This is a genomic window from Kitasatospora sp. NPDC057904, from assembly GCF_042887925.1.
In the GTDB taxonomy this organism is placed as follows: Bacteria; Actinomycetota; Actinomycetes; order Streptomycetales; family Streptomycetaceae; genus Kitasatospora.
Window position 1 is genome coordinate 404488 of record NZ_JBHVOL010000006.1, and the last position, 22488, is coordinate 426975.

A 22488-nucleotide genomic window follows, 5' to 3' on the forward strand; every position below is an offset into this window, starting at 1 on the left:
CGTTGACCGTCATTGAGCGTCATCGGCCGTCATTGAGCGTCGGTGGCCGTCGGTGGATGTCCGTGATCGTCCGTCGCCGTGCGGCGCCGGGCGTTGCCGTGTCCCGCCGGCGGCTCAGCCGGACGTGAGGCCCAGCAGGCGGTCCGACTCTGCCCCGGCCTCGCGGATCCGGCGGCGCCGGGCGTCCCAGGCGGCCTGGATCCCGTCGTAGCGGTCGGACTGGTCGGCGAGCATCGTGCGGACCTCGTCCGGCCGGGTCGACCCGGCGGAGACCTTGCGCCGGATGCTCGCGTCGGTGTCGAAGGCGGTCGCGAGCAGGCGCTGCGGCTCGGTTATCTCGAAGCCGTGGTCCTTCGCGACCTGCCGCAGGAGGTCGGGCCGGACGTCCCGGGGGGACGCGCCCTGCTCGGCGGCGGCCAGGACGTAGCCGCCGGCCACCACCTGCGCCGTCCGCCACGGGACGCCCTCGTCGAGGGTGAGCAGGTTGGCGAGGGTGAACCCGCCGAGGTACTCGCGCTCGCAGGCCTCGCGCATGCGGTCGGCGCGGAACTCCAGGTTGTCCAGGACGGCGGTGGCGAGGGTGAACGCGCTGCGGGCGGTGCGGAACGCCGTCAGGACGTTGGCGCCGGCCTCCTTGGAGACCTCGACCGAGTTGGAGTACGGGGTGTTCCGCTGGCCCGTCAGGGTGTCCACGTGGAAGGCGGCGAGGTGGGCCGTCTTGCCGCGGATCCGTTCCAGGAGCGGGAAGTTCTTCTTCTGCGGCATCGCCGAGGAGATCCCGGCGTAGGCGTCCGGCAGGTCGATGAAGCCGTACTCGCTGCTGCCCCAGGAGATCAGGTCGGTGGTGAAGCGGCTCAGCACCACGCCGAACAGCGACAGTTCGCCGGTGATCCGCAGCGCCCAGTCCCGGGAGGCGACCGCCACGAGGGCGTGCGGGCGCGGGCCGGCGAAGCCGAGCAGCCGGGCGGCGCGGTCGCGGTCCCACGCGAGCTCCTGACCGGCCATCGCGCCCGCGCCCAGCGGACACAGGTCGATCTCGTCGTGGGCCGTGAGGAGCCGGCGGGCCGCCAGTAGCACCTCCTCGCCGACGGCGGCGAGGTAGTAGCCGGGGGTGATGACCTGCGCGGCCTGGGCGTGGGTGTACCCGGGCATGAGCAGCTCGGTGGTCTCCCCGGCCAGGCGGTGGGCGGAGCGGCCGAGGGCGAGCAGCGCGTCGGCGGTGAGCGCCAGCTGGTGCCGGGCGAACATCACCTGGGCGCAGGCCTGGAGGTCGTTGCGGCTGCGGTCGACGTGCCAGGCCGGGACGGGCGCGGGCAGTCGCCGGTCGACGTGCCGCTCCAGCGCGAACGCGATGTCCGACATGTTGCGCTCGGGATCGGCGGAGACCGTCGTCGCCGTGATGCCGTGCAGCGCCTTGCCGATCAGCTCGGCCTGCCCGGCGTCGATCAGGCCCATCCGCAGGTACTCCAGGGCGAGCACCTTCTCGATCGCCAGGTACCAGGGCAGGAGGTGCTCCAGCTCGAACTCGAACTGGGGGGCCAGGACTTCCTCGTGGAGCAGGCTGTGCGGGTTCGCGGTGATCCTTCCGGTCAGGGGAGCCGCCACGGGTCACCGACCTTTCTTCCGGATGGTGAAGGCCAGGCTCTCGTGCTCGTGGAAGTAGGGCCGGTAGCCGGCGTGCGGGGGCTCCATCCAGCGCAGCAGCTCCACCGCGGCGACCTCGTCGGCGAGCCCGGCGTCGGCGAGGTAGGCGTCGAGATCGGGGCGGTCGAAGAAGCGGCAGTAGAAGTCGGCGTGGTCCAGGTACTCCTTCGGCCGGACCTCCTTCATGCCGGGGTCGCCGACCTGACAGTCGTTCATCGTCCACATGTTCGCGACGACGTGCCCGCCGGGGCGGCAGATCCGGTACAGCTCCTGGAGTGCTTTGACGGGCTCGGTGAGGTGACCGAGGAGGTCCCAGCAGAAGATCCCGTCGACGGAGTCGTCGGGCAGCCCGGTGGCGAAGGCGTCGGTCACCTTGAAGACGACGTTGTCGGCGTTGGCCTTGGCCACCACCCGACGGGCGATCCCCATCGCGTTGCGGGAGGTGTCGCCGCCGAGGACGACGGTGGCCGCCTGGGCGAGCGGCGGCAGGTTGCGGCCGTCGCCGCACGGGAGGTCCAGGACGACGAAGGCGTCGTGGTCGGCGAACAGCTTGGCCGCGTTCACGACGTAGGGCACCGGCGGGTCGCCCCAGAGGTTGGTGTGGCCGTCCTCCAGCCGGTAGGCGTCGTTCCACTGGCCCTTGGCGAGTTCGTCCTGCGCGTTGGCGGCGCCGGGGCGGCCGGCGGCGGTGTCGGTGGTCACTGGGCGTTCCTCTCGTTGTCCAGGGCGAAGAGCTCCGCGACGCAGCGGTGGGCGTCGACGAAGGCGCGCGAGTATCCGGGGGTCGGAACGAGGTGGTTGTAGAAGGTGGCGCCCTCGCACAGGGGCCCGATCAGCCAGAGCCGCGGGTCGCTCACTCCGGCGGCGTCGACCGGGTGCAGCGAGGCGTCGACGTCGGCGCCCCGCACGGCGGTGCTCTCCGGGAGCAGGCGGCGGATCCGGCCGTCCTCGTGGAGGGAGCGGATCAGCGGGCTGGCGGAGGAGTCCACGGCGGGCCAGGGCGAGTTGCCCGCGCAGAGCCAGTCGACGTCCTCGCGGTGCGGGGTCGCCAGGCGGGTCGAGGCGATCGTCCACCGGCCGTCGTCGTCGTTCCAGTGCACCGACGGGGCCGCGCCGAACGGCGTGCGCACGACCCGCGCCTCGATGAGGGCGAGGAGTTCGGCGTGCCGCTCCTTCTGGGGGCCCACCACCGCACGGTTGAACAGCGGCACGGTGGTGCGCAGGAACCGGTCGAGGGAGGCGTTCGTCAGGCCGCCGAAGTTGACGGCGTCGCGCAGGGTGTCGCGGACCTCGCGGACGGCCTCCAGGGCTGCCTTCAGGGGGCTGTGGTCCAGTCCGCGGTCGGCCTCGACGAGATCGTGGCGAATCGTTTCCGTCAGCCAGTGCTGATAGCCGGCGCTGTCGTGCAGCTCCATGGCGGCCGAGTCGTCCCAGGCCTTCAACGGGTCGAAGGGGCCGTGCAGTTGGTCGAGCAGGTCGAGCGTCGCGGGGAGCTTGTCGGTGTCGGCCGCCGCGGTGAGCTCGGCGGCGAGCGCCGCCTCGGCGTCGGCGCCGCCCTCGACCAGGGCGCGGCACCGGTGGTAGGCGATCCGCATCTCGGTCAGCAGCAGCGGGAACAGGCAGTCGTCGAAGTCGAGGGGCCCGGCCTCGCGGAACTCGGCCACCGTCGCCCGGGTGAGGACGAGCGGCTGAAAGCGGCTGCTCATTCGCATGCGGTGCGGGCGGGCCCGGAACGGGACTCCGGAACGGGAATAGAGGAGCAATTCCGGTTCGGCCCCGCCGGGCCGGTAGCGCAGCCGTCGGCCGTCCGGGACGAATCGGCCGCCGCGGCCGACCGTCAATGCGGCGATGACGTCCATGGCCGACAGGCCGAATCCGGCGACCGCCACCGAATCCTCCGGCGGGATCACGGCGAGCTTGTCGGGGATCGGGTACGGGTCGCCGATGTGCCGGGCGGCGGCCGACGGGAATTCGGATGCGATCGGCGGGGAATTCTCCCGGTTGGGGACGTGGCCGACGGTCAGGAAGGCGTAATCGGTGCCGACCGTGGAACCGTCGGCGAGGCCGATCCGGACGCCGGAGCCGGGATCCGAGGCCAGCGAGGTCGCCCGGGAGCGGTGCACGGTCACGCTCAGCCAGGACGGGGCCCGCTCGCGCAGGCGGGCGAGGAACCACTGCAGGTACTCGCCCAGCAGCCGCCTGGGCAGGAAGTCGTTCGGCCGGACCGGACGGCCGGTGCGGCCCACCGTGTGCCCGTCCCCGGCGATCATCAGACCGCGTTCGGTCACCCACTCGTACAGGCTCGGGCCGGCCTCGCCCGCGTACGCCCCGACCGCGTCCCGGTCGGGGAACATCGATATCTCGCCGCACAAGGTATTCAGCAGTAAGTAGTCGGGCTGCGAGACCGAATGGAGTCCCTCGCCCTCGGATAAAGGGTCGATGATCTCCACGCGTAACCGGCCGGGTGGTGCGCCGTGCTTTCCGATCCTGGGCGCCAGGGTGACGATCCGTTCAAGGATGCTGCACCCGCGAGAACCCATGCCGATGATGGCGATTGAATACTCCGATGCCAAGTGAAACCCCCGGAGACATGAGAAGTCGATGAGATCGACGGCGGCCACGCTACGCGACCGACAACCCAAAGTCCATACTCCGATTATGACGTGGCCTTACCGGAGAGTCTGTGCTCGATCAGTGTGACGCAAGGTGCTTCGATCAATTCGTGTGCTGTGTGCTGTCCGGGAGGATCCTGAGGCGATTTCCGTGCCGGGGCGCACTCGCGTTCCGGCCCGTTTCCGCCAGCGCGTCGGATCACCGGAACGTTCGCGTCCGGTGGGTATCCTGCCGGGGACCGCCCGACACCGGAACGCGCCTGGAGCACGTGATGGCAGCGCTGGAGACCGGCACCCTGGACGTCCCCGGGGCACGCCTGCACCACGAGCTCAGAGGCACCGGACCACTGCTCCTGCTGGTGCCCGGCGGCGCCTCGGACGCGGCGGTGTTCGAACCACTGGCCGAACGACTCGCCACCCGCTACCGGGTGCTGAGCTACGACCCGCGCGGAATCTCCCGCAGCCCCCTCCACGGGCCGCCGGTCGACCAGCGGGTCGACGTCCAGGCGCAGGACGCGCTGCGGCTGCTCGACCGGCACGCCGTGGGCGACGAACCGGTGCTCGCCCTGGGGAGCTGCGCCGGCGCGCTCGTGGCCCTCGAACTGCTGCGGACGCACCCCGACCGCGTGGCCGCGGTGGTCGCCCACGAGCCCCCGGCGATGCGGCTGTTGCCGGACGGCGAGGCGCAGGTCGCGTTCTTCGAGGAGGTGCACGAGACCTACCGGCGGGACGGGGCCGCGGCGGCGATGCTGAGCCTCGCGGGCGCCTTCGGCGGACGGCCGGCGCCCGCGCTGCCCGAGGTGCGGGACAACAACGAGTTCTTCCTGGCCCACGTCATGCGCCCGACGACCGCGTTCCCCCTGGACGTCGCCGCGCTCGGCGGGCTCGCCGACCGGATCACGCCGGCCGGCGGCCTGGAGTCGTGCGGTTACCTGATCCACCGTCCGGTCGCCGCTCTCGCGGCCCTCCTCGGCCGCGACCTGGCGCTCTTCCCGGGCGGCCACGCCGGGTACGCCAAGCATCCCGAGGAGTTCGCCCGGCAGTTGGGCGCCGTGCTGGACGCACTCCCGGCCGGGTCCGCGGCGGTGCCGGCGGGTCTGGAGGGGGTGTCGTGAGACTCGTGATGGGGGCGCAGAACTGCGGGTTCGGGCCGGCGGCCGAACTCGTCGCGGTCTCGCGCGCGTTGAGCGGCCACGAGCGAATCTTCGTCGGGGACGGCGTGGCCGCCGAGTTCGCGCACTGCAATCCGGAGGCTTTCGACGAGATCCGCTCGCCGGCCCCGCGCGACGCGGACCTGAGCCGGCTGCTGGCCGGCTGCGACCGCGTGGTGTCCGTGATGGACGCCGACCTCGTGCTGCACGGCGTGCTGGCGGACCGGCCGGTGGTCCTGCTGGACAGCCTGTTCGCGTTCTGGCGCCTGGAACGGCCGCTCGCGGAGATCCTGCGGCTCTGCGAGACGCTTCCGCGGTCCGGGTTCGCGGTGGCGGACCGGCACCTCGGTGAACTGTCCCCGCACGAGCGGGTGGTGGCCGCCCACCTGCTGGCCACTCACGGGCTGGTGCAGAACTTCCCCGGGGTGCGGCAGCGGATCGCGGAGTTCGCCGGGCTGGGGGTGGGGCGGGTGCCCCGGACGACCGGCGCGCTGGTGGATCACGACGGGCTGCGGGCGGCCGCGAGCGCGGAGCCGGCCGCGTCGGAGTACGACCTGTTGATCAACCTCGGCGGGTTCCGTAACTTCCTGCTCGACTTCGACGAGCACAACGACTACCTGCTGCTGATCGAGCGCTGGCTGCCCGACCTTCTGCGCGACTGGCCCCGGTTCCGCCGCGTCCTGGTCTGCGGCGGGCCGTTCGGCGGCCGGCGGGCGCGCACGGTGACGGTGGACGGACGGCGGGCGGACTGCCGGCTGGTGCCGCAGCGCGAGCTGCTCCGGCACGTCGCCTCCACCCCGGACTACCTGCTCACCCCCGGCCTGACCGCCCTCCACGAGGCGCTGGCGCTCGGCCGCCTCCCGCTCGCGCTGCCCGAGCAGCACTACGCGCACCTGTTCACCGTCCGCCGGCTGGAGCGGACGCTGTTCGCCAAGACCGCCGTCGGCCTGGCCGACCTGCTGCCCGACCGCCCGGTCCCGGAGGACGACTTCACGGGGACGGCGGCGCTGGTCGAGCTGGCCGGGCGGATCCGCCGCGACGACGGCCACTACGACCGGTTCCGCCGCTGCCTGAACGAGCGGATCGAACAGTACCTGGCGCTCGGGGCGGCGGAACGGCGCTCTGCCGTCGAGGAGTTGCGCGCGGCGATGGACGGACCGCCGCTGGGTGAGGTGCTCGCGGAGGTGCTGCGGTAAGCGGTGCCGCGGTAAGGCGTGCTGCGGTAAGGCGTGCCGGGTCGGAGGGCGGTGGCTCTTCCGTGACGCCCTCCATCTGATACAACTGTATCAACGGGGGGTGGGCATCGGGGGGAGCAGAGCATGCGGATGGCACTTGTCCGGGGCGCGGTCGTCGCCCAAGTCCTCTTCACCGCCGTGTGGTTGGTCGGCGGTCTGACGGAAGGCCAGGGCTATCGCAGCTCTGCGCACGGCATCAGCGACCTGGGCGCGCGGACGGCCGATCACGCGGGGCTCGTGCTCGCGGCGCAGGGCGTCGCGGGCGTCCTGACCATCGCGTTCGCCCTCTTCGCGCTGGGCCCGGCCCTGGCCGCCCCCGGCGGGCGGCGACCGGCGGGGGCCTGGCTCGTCGCCGCGTCGCCGCTGGGGCTGGACAACGTGTGGGACGTCCTCTTCCGCCTCGACTGCCGGGCCGCCGACCCCGGGTGCGTGCAGGGCCTCGGGTCCGGCTCGTGGCAGGCGACGGGGCACTTGGCGATCTCGTTCGTCGGCTTCCCGGTCATGGTGATCACCCCGTCCGTCCTGGCCGCCCACTTCCGCGCGAACCCGGCGTGGCAGGGCTGGTCCGGGGGCGCCCTGGCCTTCAGCCCGGTGATGTTCATCGGCGTGATCGCCTTCATCGGGCTGCACGGTCACGCCGGCGCCGGCTACGCGGAACGGGCCCTCGCCCTGGCGGCGTCGGCCGGGGTGGTCCTGCTGGCCCTCGGTACCCGGCGGGCCCTGGCCGGCGGGTGCGCCCGAGGTCCGGCCGTCAGATGACGTCGGCCAGGTCCCGCAGCAGCCGGGCCTTCGCCCGCGCGCCGACGATGCTGCGCACGGGCTCGCCGTTGCGGAAGAGCACCATCGTCGGCATGGAGAGGATCGAGTACGCGGCCTGGGACTCGGGGTTGGTGTCGACGTCCAACTGGACGACCTTGAGTTCCCCGGCCTTCTCCCGGGCGATCTCCGCGAGCACCGGCGCGACCATCCGGCACGGCGGGCACCAGTCGGAGGTGAACTTCACCAGGACGGGCACGTCGGCCGCGAGCACCTCGGCGGCGAAGCTCGCGTCCGTCACGGCCGGAATTTCCGTTCCCGTCATCTCAACTCTCCTTCGTCTGGGCATGGTTGGTGGAAAGCTCGCAGTGCGGTTCGGGCCCGCCCGGATGCTCGGCCTCGACCCGGAGCTCGGCGCGGGCCAGCTGGGCGGCGACCCGGTCGCGCACCTCGTGCAGCCGCGCCAGGCACTCGTCCAGCTCGGCGAGCCGGCCGCGGTAGACGTCCAGCGACGCGGGGCAGGAGTCGCCCTCCGGGTGCCCGGCCTGGAGGCACTCGACGAACGGGCGGGTCTGCTCCAGGTCGAAGCCGAAGTCCTGCAGCGTCCGGATCTGCCGCAGGAGCCGCAGGTCAGCCTCGTCGTACGCCCGGTACCCGTTGCCGTTGCGCCGGGCGGGCAGCAGCCCGCGCGACTCGTAGTACCGAAGGGTGCGGGTGGTCGTCCCCGCCTGTGCCGCCAGTTCGCCGATCCGCATGGAGAGAACGCTAGACCTTGACGCCGACGTCAACGCCAGCGGCGCCGTCCGGACCGGCGGGACGGGTGGGCCCGGGGTCCGTCGCGCGCTACGCTGCCCCGGCACTCGTGGACGGGGGAGAGGCGACGATGGCGCGGACGTACGAAGAGCCCTGGTACGCCACCGGGTTGAGGGCGGGGCTGGAGCTGGTCGGGTGGGTCGGGCTGCCGATCGCGCTGTGGCCGCACTCGGTGTTGCTGGCGATCGGGGTGGACGTCGTGCTGATCGGCGTGCCGGCCGTGCTGCAGACGCCCGGGGACAAGCCGGGGACGGTCGTGGCGGTGCCCGGGTGGGTCACGGTCCTGATGGTGCTCGCCGAGCTCGCGGGGGCCGTCGTCGCCGCCTGGCTGCTGTTCCCGGTGTGGGCGGCGGTGCTCGTCTCCGTCCTCGTGCTCGCCTGTTGCGGTACCGAGCTGCCCCGCTGGCGGTGGCTGTTGACGCTCAGCCCGCCCGGCGGGCGCGTTCGGTGACGTTGCGGGCCATGCGGCCGAAGACCGCCGAGTGGAACGGCGCGACCGACCACCAGTAGGCGTGTCCGGCCAGGCCGTGCGGGTGGAACAGCGCGCGCTGCCGGTAGCGGGTGCCGTGGTCCCCGTCCGGGGTGACGGAGAGCTCCAGCCAGGCCAGGCCGGGGAGCCGCATCTCGGCGCGCAGCCGGAGCAGGCGGCCCGGTTCGATCTCCTCGACCCGCCAGAAGTCGAGCGAGTCCCCGACCCGCAGGCGGGCCGGATCGCGGCGGCCCCGGCGCAGGCCGACGCCGCCGGCCAGGCGGTCGAGGAGGCCGCGCAGGGCCCAGGCGAGGGGGAGGGAGTACCAGCCGTTGTCGCCGCCGATGCCTTCGACCACGCGCCAGACGTCGGCCGGTGCGGCGGCGACCGTGCGTTCCCTGAGGTCCTGGTAGAGGCTGCCGCCGGCCCAGTCGGGGTCGGTGGGCAGCGGGTCGCTCGGGGCGCCGGGCAGGGAGGCGGAGGACCAGCGGGTGGCGACGTCGGCGTCCTTGATGCGGCGCAGGGCGAGCGCCACGGCCCGGTCGAAGCCGGTGAGGCCCTCCGGCGGGTCGGGCACCCACCGGGCGAGGTCGTGCTCGCCGCACACGACCTCGTGGCGCAGGGATTCGACGAGCGGCCGGGCGATGGAGCCCGGCACCGGGGTGACGAGGCCGACCCAGTGGCTGGAGAGCCCGGGAGTGAGTACGGGGACGGGGAAGATGACGCGTCGGCGCAGGCCCGCGATCCGGGCGTAGCGCCGCATCATCTCGCGGTAGGTGAGGACGTCGGGGCCGCCGATGTCGAAGGTCCGGTTGACCGACGGCGGCAGGAGCGCGGCGCCGGCCAGGTAGCGCAGGACGTCGCGGACGGCGATCGGCTGGATGCGGGTGGCGACCCAGCGCGGGGTGACCATCGCGGGCAGGCGCTCGGTGAGGTGGCGGAGGATCTCGAAGGAGGCGCTGCCGGAGCCGATGATGACGGCGGCGCGCAGTTCGGCCGTCGGCACGCCGCTGGCGCGCAGGATGCCGCCGACCTCGGCGCGGGAGCGCAGGTGCGGGGAGAGCCCGCTCTCGTCGACGCCGTCGGGGACGAGCCCGCCGAGGTAGACGATCCGGGAGACCCCCGCGGCCGCTGCGGCGGCCCCGAAGGCGTGGGCGGCCTCCCGGTCGGTGGCCTCGAACGAGGGGCCGGTGCCGAGGGAGTGGACGAGGTAGTAGGCGACGTCCACGCCGTCGAAGGCGCCGGTGAGGGTGGCGGGCCGGGTGACGTCGCCGACGGCGGTCTCGACCCGCGCCCGCCAGGGCTGGTCCCGCAGCCGTCCGGGGTCGCGCACCAGGCAGCGGACGGCGTGGCCGCGGGCGAGCAGCTCGGGGACGAGGCGGCCGCCGATGTAGCCGGTCGCGCCGGTCACCAGGCAGCGCGGCGGGGTGGGGGGCGGGTTGCTCATGTCGGGTCGCTCATGTCGGGTTGTTTATGCCGGGTTGTTCATGTCGGGGTCCTCGGAAGGCGTCGCGCGGTCTTCGGAGCCGGTGGCCCGGACGGATCGGCGGAGCCCGCCGGGCCACCCTGTCAGTCCAGGCCCCGGGCGTGCCGCAGCCGCGCGGTGAGCGTGTCGGGGTCGATGATCGGCGCCGGGTAGTCGGGGGCGAGGAGCCAGGGGCGGTGGATGGCGGCCCCCGGGAGGTGGGCGAGTTCGGGCACCCACCGGCGGACGTACGTCCCGTCCGGGTCGTAGCGGTCGGCCTGGCGCAGCGGGTTGAGGACCCGGTTGGGGCGGGTGTCGGTGCCGGTGCCCGCGACCCACTGCCAGTTGAGCTGGTTGTTGGCCACGTCGCCGTCGACGAGCAGGGAGAGGAAGTGGGCGGCGCCGATGCGCCAGTCCAGGTAGAGGCTCTTCGCGAGGAAGCTCGCCGTCAGCAGCCGGCCGCGGTTGTGCATCCAGCCCTCGTGGGCGAGCTGGCGCATCGCCGCGTCGATGATCGGGTAGCCGGTGCGGCCCCGGCGCCACGCCTCGGCCTCGCCGTCGTCGTGGTGCCAGTGGTCGTCCTTGGTGCGGTAGTCCCGCCGGGCGGCGTGGGGGCGGGCGGCGAGCACCTGGTGGTGGAAGTCGCGCCAGGCTAGCTGCCGGACGAAGGCCTGGGCTCCGTCGCCGCCGTGCTGCTGGGCGCGGACGGCGAGTTCGGTGGGGGACAGGCAGCCGAAGTGCAGGTAGGGGGAGAGACGGGACGTGGCGTCGGCGGCGAGGTCGTCGTGGATGTCGGCGTACGCGTCGATGTCCCAGCGGCGCCGGACCTCGCGGGCGGCCGTTTCGCCTCCGCGCGGCAGGGCGGGCGAGGCCGGGCGGGCGGTGGGCAGGTCCTCGCCGCCGATGCCGTCCGGCGTGTCGAGCTTCCGGGGCGCGCCCAGGACGGTCCGCCAGGGGGCCTCCTGCCAGACGCGGTGGTACGGGGTGAAGACCGCGTAGTGGTCGCGGTTCGCCGGGGTGAGCCGGCCCGCTCCGACGACCGTCAGCGAGGCGTCGTGGACGTGCAGGCGGTCGCCGAAGGCCTTGCGCAGCGCGGCCTCGCGCCGCCGGGCGTAGGCGCTGACCCCGGCGGCGAGGTGGACGGTGCCCGCGGCGGCCTCGGTCGCCACGCGCGCCGCCTGCTCGGCGGTGTCACCGCGGCGCAGCACGAGCCGGGAGCCGGTGCGCCGCAGCGAGGTGTCCAGGTCGGCGAGGCAGTCGGCGAGGAACGCCAGCCGGTTGGGGGCGGCGAAGCCGGCGGCCTCGACGGCCGGGTCGAGGACGAACAGCGGCACGACCTCGTCGCCCGCGGCGCGGGCGGCGTGCAGGACGGGGTTGTCGTGCAGGCGCAGGTCCTGGGTGAACAGGGCGATGGAGACGGTCACGGGTGGGGCCTCGCAGGTGGTGCGGTCGGGGTGCTCGGGTCCCGGCGCGGCGGCAGCGGCACGAACCCGCTGGTGCGGGCCGCGTACTCGGCCCAGCCGGGGCGTTCGGCGGCGAGCCGGCGCTCCAGCATCGGCTTCCCGCTGCCGAACGCCAGCAACCAGGTCATCAGGAGGGGGCTGAGGACGAACGCCCATCCGACGGGCGTGTCGGCGACGAGCAGGAAGACGCCCCACCAGACGCAGGCGTCGCCGAAGTAGTTGGGGTGGCGGGTGTAGCGCCACAGGCCGCGGTCCATGATCCGGCCCCGGTTGGCGGGGTCGGCCTTGAAGCGGGTGAGCTGCCGGTCGCCGACCGCCTCGAAGGCCAGGCCGACGCTCCACAGCCCGACCCCGGCCCAGGCGAGCGCGCCGGGCGGGGACGGCACGTACTGCGCCGCCTGGACGGGCAGCGAGACGAACCAGACGATCGCGGCCTGGAGCAGGTACACCTTGCGCAGCGCGTACCGGACGCGGGCCGGGCCCTCGGGCACGCGGGCGAGCATGCGGGCGTAGCGCCGGTCCTCCGGCAGGCCCCGGGCGCGCCACCACAGGTGGGCGGAGAGCCGGACGCCCCACACCGCGACGAGCACGGTGACGAGCACCCGCCGGCCGGGGTCGCCCTCACCGTCCGACAGGAGGTAGCCGACGAGCGCGAGTTCGGCGAAGGCCAGGCCCCACGCGACGTCGACCGCCCGGTGCCGACCGGTGCGCACCCCGACGACGAACGTCGCGAGCATGATCGCGAGGACGGCGGCGGCGGTGACGGCGAGGTTGAGCGCGAACGCGCCGCCGTCCGGGACGGCCCGGCTCACGAGGGCGCCCCGCGGGTGAGGAGGATCTGGTGGACGTCCAGGTAGCCGGCGCGGAACCCGGCCTCGGAGTGCGCGAGGTACAGCTCCCAGGTGCGCCGGAACACGTCGTCGAAGCCGAGCGCCGCGACCTGGCCGGCGTGCGCGGTGAACCGCTCGCGCCACAGCCGCAGCGTCTCGGCGTAGTGCGGCCCGTACGCGTCGGCCGCGCGCACGCGCAGGGCGGTGTGCCGGGCGGCGGTCTCGGAGACCGCCCGCAGGGACGGGATCAGGCCGCCCGGGAAGACGTACTTGAGGATCCACGTGTAGGTGCGGCTGCTCGCGGTCATCCGGTCGTGCGGCATGGTGATCGCCTGCAGGGCGACGCGTCCGCCGGGCGCGAGGACCCGGTCGAGCGTGCGGAAGTAGCCCGGCCAGAACGGCCGTCCGACGGCCTCGATCATCTCCGCGCTGACCACGGCGTCGTACGCGCCCTCGGCGGCGCGGTAGTCGCAGAGCCGCACCTCGGCCCGTCCCTCGTACCCGGCCTCGGCGATCCGGCGGCGGGCGAGGGCGAGCTGTTCCTCGGACAGCGTGAGGCTGACCACCCGGGCGCCGCGCGCGGCCGCCCGCAGCGCCAGTTCGCCCCAGCCGGTGCCGATCTCCAGCAGCCGGGTGCCGGGGCCGACGCCGGCGAGGTCGAGCAGCCGGTCGATCTTGCGGTGCTGGGCGGCGGGCAGGCCGTCCCAGGTCGCGAGCGGCGCCCGGCCGGGGCCGGTCGGGAAGAGCGCCGCCGAGTAGGTCATGGTCGGGTCGAGGAAGAGTGCGAACAGGTCGTTCGACAGGTCGTAGTGGCGCGGGATGTTGCGCCGGGCGCCGTCGACCGTGGACGACTCGGCGGCCGGCGGGCGCTGGACGTACAGCCGGCGCAGCCAGCGGGTGCCGGCCGGGACGAGGGTCTGCGGGGCGGCGGCGAGCGCGGTGAGCAGGGCGGTCAGGTCGGGGCTGTCCCAGTCGCCGGCCTGGTAGGCCTCGCCGAAGCCGATCAGGCCGCTCTCGCCGACGCGGTGGAGGAACGCCCGCGGGTGGTGCAGCCGCAGGACGGGGGCGCCGGGTGCGGCGGGGCGCAGGACGCTCCCGCCGGGGAGTTCGACGCGCAGGCCGCGGTGGGCGGCGACCCGGCGCAGCAGCCGGCCGGCGACGGCGGCGCGCAGCGGGGCGTGCGGTACGCGGGCGACGTCGGGCCAGCGGGCGGGGTCGACGGCCGGGGTCGGCGGGGCGGGTGGCGCCGACCGCGGGGCGGCCGGGGTGGTGGTCATGCGGAGGGCACCTCTTCCTCGCGTACGGGGTGCCCGGCGGAGGGCTGGGCGGTGTCGGGGACGGGCCGGGGGTGGACGGGTCGGGGGTGAACGGGCAGGCCGCGCAGCCACAGCCGGACGCCCTGGTAGCGGATGTGCAGGCTCACGGCCTGCGTGGCGAACGGGTGCCGCAGGGCGGCCCGCAGCAGGGCGGCGGGGCTCGCCGGGTGTGCGGTGCCGCGCACGGTGGCGGTGAAGACGCGCCCGCCGGGGCGCTCCAGGTGGACGGCGAGGCGGAGGTGCTCGCCCGGCTCCGGCAGGGACATCCGGTAGCCGCCGTCGACCGGGAAGAACGGCGAGACGTGGAACTCCTTCGGCGTCCCGGCCCGGCCCTCGGCGTCCGGGCGCAGCAGGTAGCGGTGGCGGCCGCCGTAGGTGTTGTGCACCTCGGCGACGGTGCAGAGCGGGCGCCCGGCCTCGTCGCGGCACCAGTACACGGTGAGGGGGTTGAACACGTGGCCGAGCGACCTGGCCTGAGTGAGCATCAGGACCTGGCCGCGACCCAGGTGCACACCCCGGGCGGCGAGGTGGTCCTGGAGGTCCTGCCGGATCGTCGCGTTCCCGTAGCCGGGGTCGAGGTGGTGGTCTCGGGGCCGGAAGGAGGCCAGTGCTCCCAGCGGCCAGGGGAGCCGGGGGAGCCGGTCGAGATCCACCAGCCACAGGTAGCCGCGGTGCCGGAAGGCGTGCCGCAGCGGGGCCGTGCGCACGTGGGCGGTGTGCGTCTCGTACAGCACGGCGCCCCAGGGGCCGGGCAGGCGGCGGACTTCGGCGGTCACGGCGCCTCCGCCCCGAGCAGGGACAGGGCCGCGCGGACACCCGAGCGGCAGCCGTCCTCGTGGAACCCCCAGCCGTGGTACGCGCCGGCGAACGCGGTCCTGGCGGTGGCGAGTTCGGGGAGGCGGCGCTGGGCGGCGACGGTCCCGGCGGTGTAGATCGGGTGCTCGTAGACCGTGCGGGAGACCACCAGGTCCTCGGGGACGGTGTCGTGCTCGTCCTCGTTGAGCGTGACCAGGTAGTCGTCGCCGGTGTCCAGCCGCAGCAGCCGGTTGAGGTGGTAGCTCACCCGCACCCGGTCGGCGGGGCCGTCGCACGCGGGCATCCGGTAGTTCCACGAGGCCCGGGCCCAGCCGGCCTCCGGCAGGAGGGAGGAATCGCGGTGCAGGACCGTCGGGTTGCGCGAGTACCGGAAGGCGCTGAGGACCTCCAGCTCGGCGTCGGTCGGGTCGGTGAGCAGCCGCAGCGCCTGGTCGGCGTGGGTGGCGATCACCACGGCGTCCGCCCGGGTGCGCCGTCCGTCCGCGGTGACGACCGTGACGCCGCCCGGGTGGCGGCGCACCGCCCGGACGGGGGCCGACCGGTGCACCGTGCCCTGCCGCTCGGCGAGCTTCCCGGCGATCCGCTCGACGTACGTCCGGGAGCCGCCGACGACCGTGCGCCAGGTCGGCGAGCCGTTCACGCTGAGGAGGCCGTGGTTGTCGAGGAACCTGAACAGGTAGCGCGCCGGGTAGTCGCCCGCGAGATCCGGCGCGCACGACCACACCGCCGAGACCACGGGCGTCATGAAGTGGCTCACGAAGTACGGCGAGAAGCCCTCGGCGGCGAGGAACTCGCGCAGGCTGGGGCCGTCGTCCCCGGGCCTCGCGAGCAGGCGGCGGGCCCGCCGGTGGAAGCGCGGCACCTCGGCCAGCATCCGCAGGTACCGGCCGCGCAGCGCGGCCCCGGGCCGGGCCAGCAGACCGGCCGGGCCGCGCGCACCGGCGTACTCCAGGCCGCACCCGTCGCAGTGCACGGAGAGGCTCATGCCGCTGACCTGGGTGCGCACACCGAGCTCGGCGAACAGCCGCACGAGGTGCGGGTAGGTGCGCTCGTTGTGCACCAGGAACCCGGTGTCCAGGGCCGCCGCGCGCCCGGCCGGCCCGACGGCCTCCTGCGTGTGCGCGTGCCCGCCGAGCCGCTCGTCCGCCTCGAACAGCTCGACCCGCACGCCCGCCCCGGACAGCTCGTACGCGGCGGTGAGCCCGGCCACGCCGGCGCCCACCACCGCCGCGTGGCGCACGGGCGGTCCGCTCCGGGGCCGCGGGACGGCTCCGGAGGTGGAGACGGTGTCGACTGTCGTCACGAAGGCCCCTCGGTTCGTCGGGGCCGCGGGTGCGGCCCGGGTGCTGTCTGCACCGAACCTTCGGAGCCGTCCATTCGGCGGATTGGTCGGGGCATCGGCCGACGGATCGGGCTGTGGCGCCGCCGGTGTGCCGCGGCCGGGCCTACGGGACGACCGCTTCCTCCAGCAGGTCGAGCGCGCCCGCCAGGGTGCGGGGGCTCGCGGTGCGGGCCGGCAGCCGGGAGCGGTCCCAGCCGGGACCGGCGACCAGCACCACCGCCCGGCCGCGGGAGCCGCGCGGCCCCCACGCACTGTCGGTCACCCGCCGCACCAGCTGCCGGTCGGCCGTCCGCCGGTCCTGCGACCAGAGCATCACCGCACCCGGGCCGATCCGCTGCACCGCGTCGAGCAGCGCCCGCGGCGGGACCGTCGACCCGAGCATCCGGAACGGCAGGGCGCGCGCGGTCAGCCCGGCCGCGGTGGCGTCCAGCGGCAGCGTGTGCCGCTCGGCGGGCATCGCGGCCAGCACGACCGGCGGCACCGCCCGGACCGCCGCGGGCTGGACGGCGGCATGCCGCAGCACCGAGGCCACGTGCCAGGACAACAGGTGCTCGACCTCGACGTACTGCTCGCCCTCGGCGGCCCACTTGCGGCCGGCGGCGCGCAGCGCGGGCATCATCACCTCCGTCCACGCGTCCACGACCCCCAGCGCGTGGACGGCGTCGCGCAGGATCCGGGCCACCGCCGGGGCGTCCAGCCGCACGGCCGCCCGGGCCAGGCCGCGGCACTCGGGGCGTACCGTCCCCACGCGCAGCGCCCGGCTTCCGCCGGGGCGTGCGGCCGCCGTCTCCTCGGGCTGGAGCGGCTCCGCACTCGCCGTCGCGAGGACCACCCGCGCGGCCTCGCCCGGCGGGACACCACGGGCCGTCAGCCGGCACATGGCCTCCAGCACCGCGATGTCGCGCGCGCTCCAGCGGCGGTGGTGCCCGGGCTCCCGGTCCGACGGGCCGATGCCGTAGCGGCGCTCCCACGAGCGGACCGTCGTCGGCGACACGCCCAGGCGCCGGGCCACGCTCCCGGTGGGCATCCCGGCGTCGGGCACGGGCGGTTCGGCCATCAGGTCCTCCGGGAACGGGGTGTCCGAGGCCCCCGGAGAGTCACCGGAGGTGCACCCATTGTCGTCCGGCCGGCGGTCCCGGCCGACGGCCTTCGGGCCGGCACTCATCCGAGGCCGACCGCAGGACCGGTGGCGAACGACGCCCGCAGCCGGATCAGCCCGTCCCGCATGCGCGTCTTGACCGTGCCCAGCGGCACGCGGAGCATCTGCGCGATCTCACGCTGCGAGTACCCGCCGTAGTACGCCAGCACCAGCGACTCGCGCTGCACCCGGCTCAGCCCCGCGAGCGCCGCCCGTACCCGCTCCACATCCAGCCCGTGTTCCACCAGGTCGACGACCGATTCGCCGACGGGCGGTTCGAGCGACGCGACGCGTGCCTCCCGGTCCGACGCGGCCTGCACCGACCTGACCCGGTCCACGGCGCGGCGGCGGGCGATCGTGAGCACCCACGCCATCACCGTGCCCCGCTCCGGCCGGTACCCGGCGGCGCCGCGCCACACCTCCAGCAGCACCTCCTGCGCCACCTCCTCGGCGTGCGCCGGATTGCGCAGCGTCCGGAGGGCGGTGCCGTAGACCGGTCCGGCGACGGCGTCGTACAGGCGGGCGAAGGCCTCCTCGCTCCCGCCCGCCACGGCCACGACGAGCCGGCGCAACTCCTCGGGCGCCACGTCGTTGATCCAGGGGAGGGGCTGCACATCGGGTCGCTGCTGCGTGCAGAGGGTCACACGGCAACGGTGCGGCCGGGCGGATGACCAGGGCTACTCGCAGCGTCTGTGCAGCGTTTTGCCCGCGCGGGCTTCCTACATCCGGGCTTTGAGCACGTCGAACTCGCAGCCCGGCGCGGACGGGTCGAAGCCGTGCTCGACCAGCCAGCGACTCGCCAGCAGGCTCCGCAACGACCACCACGCGCGGATCACGTCGGCGTCCACGTCGGCGCCGTAGCCGGCGAGGACGTCGCCGAGGTGCTCCTCGTGGCCGAGCGTCAGGACGGCGAGGTCGAACAGGGCGTCGCCCCGGGCGGCTTCGGACCAGTCGATGATGCCGGTGACCTCGTCGCCGTCGACGAACACGTGACCGGTCTGCAGGTCGCCGTGCGTGAACACCGGGGTCCACGGCCGCAGCGCGGCCTCGGCGACCCGCCGGTTGCGGGTGACGAGGTCGGCGGGCAGGACGGCGTTCGCCACGAGCCACGCGCACTCGCGGTCGAGGTCCGCCGCCAACTCGTCCACTCCCCGGGCGGACCACGGCGGCAACGGTGCGTCGTGCAACCTCCGTGCGGCGGCGCCGGCGGCCGCCCACGCCGCCGGTGACGCGGTCGACGGTTCGCCGAGCCGGCCGAGCGCCCGCCCCGGCAGCGCCGCGATCGCGAGCACGGGCGGCTCGTGCCACAGCACCTCCGGCGTCGGCACCGGCGCCAGGGCCATCGCCTCGACCTCGACGTCCATGCGCGCCCGGTCGGCGTCCACCTTCAGGAACACGTCGCCGACGCGCAGGGTCGCGCGCTCGGAATGGGCGACGACTACCTCGACCTCATCCATGGCGAGCAGTATCCCGGGAGGGCCGTGGATGTCGCAGGGAATATCCGACCGGCCGACTCCGGACGGCTCGTCGTGTCAACCGCGCCACACCTGACGGAATGTCACGGTCGCGTCCCTGTCATGTCCTGATGATTGTGACGCCACGCGTGCCACCGAATGCCGTCGGACGACCGTCCTGTGAGGTGTCCACGCAGTCAGCACGAACCGCCATCGGGGAGCCACCATGTCCGTCCGCAACCGCCGCCCGCTGCTCGTCCCCGCCGTCCTCGTCGTCGGGGCCGGACTCGCCCTGACCGCCTGCGGGCCCGACAACGCCGACCCGGTCGCCGGCCCGACGGTCACCGCGGCGCCCACCAAGGGAGCCGTCACGCCCCCGACGGGCGCCGCGTCGCGCCCCGCCACGCACACGCCTCCCACCGGGGGCACCGGCGCCGCCACCGACCCGTGCGACATCCAGCACCTCTCGATCCACGTGACGGCACGCGCCGGGGCGCCCAACCAGTGGGTCATCGACGTCCGCAACACCGGCGCGAGCGCCTGCACCCTGAGCTCGTCCCCGGGGGTCGACCTGGGCAACTCCGCCGCGCGCGACCAGAGCAAGAACATCAAGCCGGTGCTCGCCAGCGGCACTTCGCGCTTCCCGGTCCCGGCCGGCAAGAACGCCTACGCCGTGATCGACCTCGACCCGAGCGGCGCCACCACCGGCACCGCCCCCGGCATCAACGAACTCAACGTCCTGGCCGACGAGGAGGGCACCAACATGCCCCTCGCGAACACCCAGAACTTCCCGCTCCCCGACGGCGTCCGCGTCCTGAACCCCCGCATGGGCCTCTACCGGGCCACCACGGCGGAGGCGGTCGCCTCCATGACGGCGGCACCCAAGTAGCACCGGCACGGTCCCAGGCGCGGCGCCCGTCACGTCGCGGCGCGGCGCGCCCGGGCCCAGGCAGTAGCACGATGATCGGATGGCAATGGACGTGTAAATTGCTGCATCGGTGTGACAGCCGGAGGCACTTCAAGCGCCGATCAGTGGTAAAGGACGGGACGTGGCCGCAGATGGCAGGCTCCGCATCGACGGCATCCGGCCCTGGCCCGGCGCCCCCGACCCCTCGGGCGTGCCCCTGATCGGCCGGGAGCGCGAACTGGCCGTGCTGGCCTCGTTCGTGACCGCGCCCGAGGGCCGGGCCCTGGTGCTGCGGGGCGAGGCGGGCGTGGGCAAGAGCGCCCTGGTCGGCCACGCGGCCGGGCTGGCCGGCCGGGAAGGGCACGCACTGATCCGGGTCACGGGGGTCGAGGCGGAGTCCGAGCTGCCGTTCGCCGGGCTGCACCAGTGCCTCTACCCCGTGCTGGACCGCACCGCCCGCCTCGGCGCGCGGCAACGGGCGCTCCTCGACGTCGTGTTCGGGCACGGCACGGGCGAGCCGCCGTCCGTCATGGCCCTCGGCATCGCCGTGCTCGACCTGCTGTCCCCGGCCAGCGCCGAACGGCCACTGATGCTGCTGATCGACGACGGGCACTGGCTGGACGACGCCAGCGCCGAGGTGTGCGGCTTCGTCGCCCGCCGGCTGGCGGCCGGCCCGGTGAAGATGCTGATCGCCCTGCGGGCCGACGAGCGTTCCCGCTTCGACGACGCCCGCCTCCCGGAACTGCCGGTGGCGCCGCTGTCCGACGAGGCCGCCGAGCGCCTCCTGGAGCTGCACCGTCCACGGCTCGACGCGCGCGCCCGCCGCACCGTCCTCGACCACGCCCAGGGCAACCCGCTGGCGCTGTACGAGCTCCCGCCCGGCCCGGCCGCGCCGCACCCCGGCGGCGGTCTGCCGGGCGGCGCCGGTCTCCCGCTGCCCCGGCGCCTCCAACTCCTCTACGCCGCACGGATCGAGCGCCTGGAGCCCGGCACCCGTGCCGAACTGCTGCGGGGCGCCCTCGACGGCACCGCCGGCCGGCAGCGCGGCGGCGACCACGGCACGCGGTACCGGATGCGCGGCGTCGAGGAGGCCGCCGCCTCCGGTCTGCTCGACGTCGACGCGGCCGGCGGCGACTTCGTCTTCCGCCACCCGCTGGTGCGTTCCGCCGTCGTCCAGCTGGCGACGCCCGAGCAGTGCCGCGCCGCGCACGCCGAACTGGCCCGGGTGCACCGGGCGGACGTCGAGCGGTACGCCGGCCACCTGGCCGCGGCGGCCGTCGACCCCGACGAGTCCGTGGCGGCGGCGCTGGAAGCGGCGGCCGGCTCCGCGACCCGGCGCGGCGGCGCGGCGGCCGCCGTCAGCTGGCTGACCCGCGCGGCCGAGCTGAGCGAGGACCCCGCGCAGCGCTCCCGGCGGCTCGGCGACGCCGCCTACACCGCCGGTCAGGCGGCGCTGCTGGACGAGGCCCAGCGGCTGCTCCACCGCTCGGAGCCGGAACCCGGCGCGGCCGAGCCGCTGGCCGCCGTGCTCACCTCCGCCCACGCCGACTTCGTCCAGTCCGGGGCGGTCCGGCCCGCCTTCCAGCGGCTCGCGGCGGCGGTCGAGCGCCGGGCGGACGGGGCGGCGCGGACCGGTGACGAGACCCTGAGCCGAAACGAGACCCTGAGCCGAAACGAGACCCTGAGCCGAAACGAGACCCTGACCCGCAACGAGACGCTGACCCGTGACGAGACCCTGGCCCGCGCGGCGGACGCCCTGGTGACGATGGCCCACTACGCGGGCGACCCCGCCCTGTGGCAGCGGACGGACCGCATCCTCGACGCCCTCGGCGACCTGGTCCACCCCCTGACGGCGATGTACCACGACGCGAGCGCCGTGGCCCGCAGTGGGGTCGGCCTGCGGGCGCGCCTGGAGCAGGCGTTCGCCGATCCGGCGAACCTGGCCCCCTGGGACCTGGCGCGGCTGGGGGTCTGCGCGTCCCACGTCGACGTCCTGAACCAGTACCGCACCCAGCTGCGGGGCGCGGTCGAGCGCGAGCAGGAGGCCGGCGCCGTGTCGAGCGTCATGGTCCTGCTGCGGATGCTGATGCTGGACCGGATGTACTCCGGCGAGTGGGACGAGGCGCGCCGGCTGGCGCAGCGGGCGCTGGACCTGGCCACCGCGCACGGTCACGTCCTGCTCGCCTACCACGCCCGCGCCTGCCTCGGGCAGCTCGCCGCCCGGCAGGGGCGGCTCGACGAGGCGCGCGAGCTGCAGTCCGCCGTGGACGCCTGGGCGCGGCCGCGCGGCGTCGGCCTGCTCACCCAGATCACCGAGGCGATCGCCACCGGAGCGGCGCTCACCGAAGGCGACTTCGAGGCGGCCTACCTGTACGCCATCGGCATGACGCCGCCGGGCAGCTTCGACCGCCACGCCCACCAGATCGCCCCGCGGGCGCTGCTCGAACTGGCCGAGGCCGCGCTGTACAGCGGCCGCCGCGAGCAGGCGCGCCGGCACGCGCTCGCGGCGTGCGACGCGGGCCTGCCGGAGGCGTCCCCGCGGCTGGCCCTGTCCGCCTACGGCGCGCTCGCGATGACCGCGGACGACCTGACGGAGGCCGCGCGGACGTACGCGCGCGTCGAGGCGTACCCCGAGGCTCAGGACTTCCCCTTCGAACTGGCGCGGATCCGCCTGGCGCACGGCATCAGGCTGCGGCAGCTGAAGGCGCCCCGGGCGGCCCGGCAGGCCCCGCTGCTGCTGGCCGCCGAGGAGTTCGACCGGCTCGGCGCGACGGCGTGGGAGAACCGGGCCCGCGCCGAGCTGCGCGAAGCCGGCCTGCCCTCGGGCCCGGCGACCCCGGAACCCGCGGCCCTGACCTGGCAGGAGCGCCGGATCGCCGACCTCGCCGCGAGCGGGCTCACGAACAAGGAGATCGGCGAGCGGACCCGGCTGTCCCCGCGCACCGTCAGTTCGCACCTCTACCGCGTCTTCCCCAAACTGGGCATCACGACGAGGGCCGCGCTGCGCGACGCGCTGAGCCGGCTGCCGGAGGCCGACGGGACCAACGCGGCCGGGTGAGGCCGAACCTGTCCGGCCG

At 74.8% G+C, this 22488-nt stretch carries 20 protein-coding genes; 6 read left to right on the forward strand and 14 right to left on the reverse strand.

Going from position 1 to position 22488, the window contains the following annotated elements:
* Positions 1-114: 114 nt before the first annotated feature.
* Genes ACFVSN_RS18700 through ACFVSN_RS18710 form a run of 3 tightly spaced genes read right to left on the reverse strand, consistent with a single transcriptional unit; the run spans position 115 to position 4184 of the window.
* A complete protein-coding gene (locus tag ACFVSN_RS18700) occupies positions 115-1605 on the reverse strand; it encodes an argininosuccinate lyase (RefSeq protein ID WP_387956179.1) in 1491 nt (496 codons plus the stop codon).
* A 3-nt stretch (positions 1606-1608) separates the two neighbouring features.
* Positions 1609-2346, reverse strand: coding sequence for a class I SAM-dependent methyltransferase (locus ACFVSN_RS18705; protein WP_380442886.1), 738 nt, complete (start codon positions 2344-2346; stop codon positions 1609-1611).
* Positions 2343-4184 carry an FAD/NAD(P)-binding protein gene (locus tag ACFVSN_RS18710; protein ID WP_387956226.1) on the reverse strand — a complete coding sequence of 614 codons (1842 nt, stop codon included), beginning with the start codon at positions 4182-4184 and terminating at the stop codon, positions 2343-2345. The genes ACFVSN_RS18705 and ACFVSN_RS18710 overlap by 4 nt, the downstream gene beginning before the upstream one ends.
* Positions 4185-4528: 344 nt before the next feature.
* Between ACFVSN_RS18710 and ACFVSN_RS18715 the strand changes: the two genes are divergently transcribed.
* From ACFVSN_RS18715 to ACFVSN_RS18725, 3 genes are all read left to right on the forward strand, one after another.
* Positions 4529-5371 (forward strand): alpha/beta fold hydrolase, encoded by an 843-nt coding sequence (locus ACFVSN_RS18715; RefSeq protein ID WP_387956180.1) that lies wholly within the window; start codon positions 4529-4531, stop codon positions 5369-5371.
* Positions 5368-6603, forward strand: coding sequence for a hypothetical protein (locus tag ACFVSN_RS18720; RefSeq protein ID WP_387956181.1), 1236 nt, complete (start codon positions 5368-5370; stop codon positions 6601-6603). The genes ACFVSN_RS18715 and ACFVSN_RS18720 overlap by 4 nt, the downstream gene beginning before the upstream one ends.
* A gap of 123 nt (positions 6604-6726) precedes the next feature.
* On the forward strand, positions 6727-7401 hold the full coding sequence (locus ACFVSN_RS18725) for a DUF998 domain-containing protein (protein WP_387956182.1): 675 nt from the start codon (positions 6727-6729) through the stop codon (positions 7399-7401).
* On the opposite strand, the gene trxA is transcribed toward ACFVSN_RS18725, so the two are convergent.
* Both trxA and ACFVSN_RS18735 read right to left on the reverse strand, forming a co-directional pair.
* Complete coding sequence (gene trxA, locus ACFVSN_RS18730; RefSeq protein ID WP_387956183.1) at positions 7394-7723, reverse strand: thioredoxin; 330 nt, start codon at positions 7721-7723, stop codon at positions 7394-7396. The two genes, ACFVSN_RS18725 and trxA, sit on opposite strands and share 8 nt — an antisense overlap.
* Position 7724: 1 nt before the next feature.
* Positions 7725-8153 (reverse strand): MerR family transcriptional regulator, encoded by a 429-nt coding sequence (locus ACFVSN_RS18735; RefSeq protein WP_380442876.1) that lies wholly within the window; start codon positions 8151-8153, stop codon positions 7725-7727.
* A 128-nt stretch (positions 8154-8281) separates the two neighbouring features.
* On the opposite strand from ACFVSN_RS18735, the gene ACFVSN_RS18740 reads away from it, so the two are divergent.
* Positions 8282-8662, forward strand: a complete 381-nt coding sequence (locus ACFVSN_RS18740; protein WP_387956184.1) for a hypothetical protein — start codon at positions 8282-8284, stop codon at positions 8660-8662.
* Here ACFVSN_RS18740 and ACFVSN_RS18745 read toward each other — a convergent pair.
* From ACFVSN_RS18745 to ACFVSN_RS18785, 9 genes are all read right to left on the reverse strand, one after another.
* The gene (locus ACFVSN_RS18745) at positions 8634-10127 is read right to left on the reverse strand and encodes an SDR family oxidoreductase (protein WP_387956185.1); all 1494 of its coding nucleotides are present in this window, start codon (positions 10125-10127) and stop codon (positions 8634-8636) included. The genes ACFVSN_RS18740 and ACFVSN_RS18745 overlap by 29 nt on opposite strands.
* Before the next feature lie 122 nt (positions 10128-10249).
* The gene (locus ACFVSN_RS18750; RefSeq protein ID WP_387956186.1) at positions 10250-11569 is read right to left on the reverse strand and encodes a cryptochrome/photolyase family protein; all 1320 of its coding nucleotides are present in this window, start codon (positions 11567-11569) and stop codon (positions 10250-10252) included.
* Positions 11566-12345 carry a DUF1295 domain-containing protein gene (locus tag ACFVSN_RS18755; RefSeq protein ID WP_387956227.1) on the reverse strand — a complete coding sequence of 260 codons (780 nt, stop codon included), beginning with the start codon at positions 12343-12345 and terminating at the stop codon, positions 11566-11568. The genes ACFVSN_RS18750 and ACFVSN_RS18755 overlap by 4 nt, the downstream gene beginning before the upstream one ends.
* A 71-nt stretch (positions 12346-12416) precedes the next feature.
* Positions 12417-13715, reverse strand: coding sequence for a class I SAM-dependent methyltransferase (locus ACFVSN_RS18760; RefSeq protein ID WP_387956187.1), 1299 nt, complete (start codon positions 13713-13715; stop codon positions 12417-12419).
* Positions 13712-14509: a DUF1365 domain-containing protein gene (locus tag ACFVSN_RS18765; RefSeq protein ID WP_387956228.1), complete on the reverse strand. Its 798-nt coding sequence runs from the start codon at positions 14507-14509 to the stop codon at positions 13712-13714. Before ACFVSN_RS18765 ends, ACFVSN_RS18760 begins: the two co-directional genes overlap by 4 nt.
* Positions 14510-14526: 17 nt before the next feature.
* Complete coding sequence (locus ACFVSN_RS18770; protein ID WP_387956229.1) at positions 14527-15810, reverse strand: NAD(P)/FAD-dependent oxidoreductase; 1284 nt, start codon at positions 15808-15810, stop codon at positions 14527-14529.
* Between the two features lie 205 nt (positions 15811-16015).
* Positions 16016-16969, reverse strand: coding sequence for a MerR family transcriptional regulator (locus ACFVSN_RS18775; protein ID WP_387956188.1), 954 nt, complete (start codon positions 16967-16969; stop codon positions 16016-16018).
* Positions 16970-17073: 104 nt separating this feature from the next.
* Positions 17074-17664, reverse strand: a complete 591-nt coding sequence (locus ACFVSN_RS18780) for a sigma-70 family RNA polymerase sigma factor (protein WP_387956230.1) — start codon at positions 17662-17664, stop codon at positions 17074-17076.
* A gap of 105 nt (positions 17665-17769) precedes the next feature.
* Positions 17770-18507 carry a phosphotransferase family protein gene (locus tag ACFVSN_RS18785; protein WP_387956189.1) on the reverse strand — a complete coding sequence of 246 codons (738 nt, stop codon included), beginning with the start codon at positions 18505-18507 and terminating at the stop codon, positions 17770-17772.
* Between the two features lie 223 nt (positions 18508-18730).
* Between ACFVSN_RS18785 and ACFVSN_RS18790 the strand changes: the two genes are divergently transcribed.
* Complete coding sequence (locus ACFVSN_RS18790; protein WP_387956190.1) at positions 18731-19393, forward strand: DUF4232 domain-containing protein; 663 nt, start codon at positions 18731-18733, stop codon at positions 19391-19393.
* Between the two features lie 160 nt (positions 19394-19553).
* A complete protein-coding gene (locus ACFVSN_RS18795; protein ID WP_387956191.1) occupies positions 19554-22469 on the forward strand; it encodes an AAA family ATPase in 2916 nt (971 codons plus the stop codon).
* Positions 22470-22488 lie beyond the last annotated feature (19 nt).

What these genes read in the sequence shown, in the direction of transcription:
- ACFVSN_RS18710 (WP_387956226.1), bottom strand. Translation starts at nt 4,184, where the DNA reads ATGGGTTCTCGCGGGTGCAGCATCCTTGAACGGATCGTCACCCTGGCG.
- ACFVSN_RS18715 (WP_387956180.1), top strand. Translation starts at nt 4,529, where the DNA reads ATGGCAGCGCTGGAGACCGGCACCCTGGACGTCCCCGGGGCACGCCTG.
- ACFVSN_RS18725 (WP_387956182.1), top strand. Translation starts at nt 6,727, where the DNA reads ATGCGGATGGCACTTGTCCGGGGCGCGGTCGTCGCCCAAGTCCTCTTC.
- trxA (WP_387956183.1), bottom strand. Translation starts at nt 7,723, where the DNA reads ATGACGGGAACGGAAATTCCGGCCGTGACGGACGCGAGCTTCGCCGCC.
- ACFVSN_RS18735 (WP_380442876.1), bottom strand. Translation starts at nt 8,153, where the DNA reads ATGCGGATCGGCGAACTGGCGGCACAGGCGGGGACGACCACCCGCACC.
- ACFVSN_RS18740 (WP_387956184.1), top strand. Translation starts at nt 8,282, where the DNA reads ATGGCGCGGACGTACGAAGAGCCCTGGTACGCCACCGGGTTGAGGGCG.
- ACFVSN_RS18745 (WP_387956185.1), bottom strand. Translation starts at nt 10,127, where the DNA reads ATGAGCAACCCGCCCCCCACCCCGCCGCGCTGCCTGGTGACCGGCGCG.
- ACFVSN_RS18755 (WP_387956227.1), bottom strand. Translation starts at nt 12,345, where the DNA reads ATGCTCGCGACGTTCGTCGTCGGGGTGCGCACCGGTCGGCACCGGGCG.
- ACFVSN_RS18760 (WP_387956187.1), bottom strand. Translation starts at nt 13,715, where the DNA reads ATGACCACCACCCCGGCCGCCCCGCGGTCGGCGCCACCCGCCCCGCCG.
- ACFVSN_RS18775 (WP_387956188.1), bottom strand. Translation starts at nt 16,969, where the DNA reads ATGGCCGAACCGCCCGTGCCCGACGCCGGGATGCCCACCGGGAGCGTG.
- ACFVSN_RS18785 (WP_387956189.1), bottom strand. Translation starts at nt 18,507, where the DNA reads ATGGATGAGGTCGAGGTAGTCGTCGCCCATTCCGAGCGCGCGACCCTG.
- ACFVSN_RS18790 (WP_387956190.1), top strand. Translation starts at nt 18,731, where the DNA reads ATGTCCGTCCGCAACCGCCGCCCGCTGCTCGTCCCCGCCGTCCTCGTC.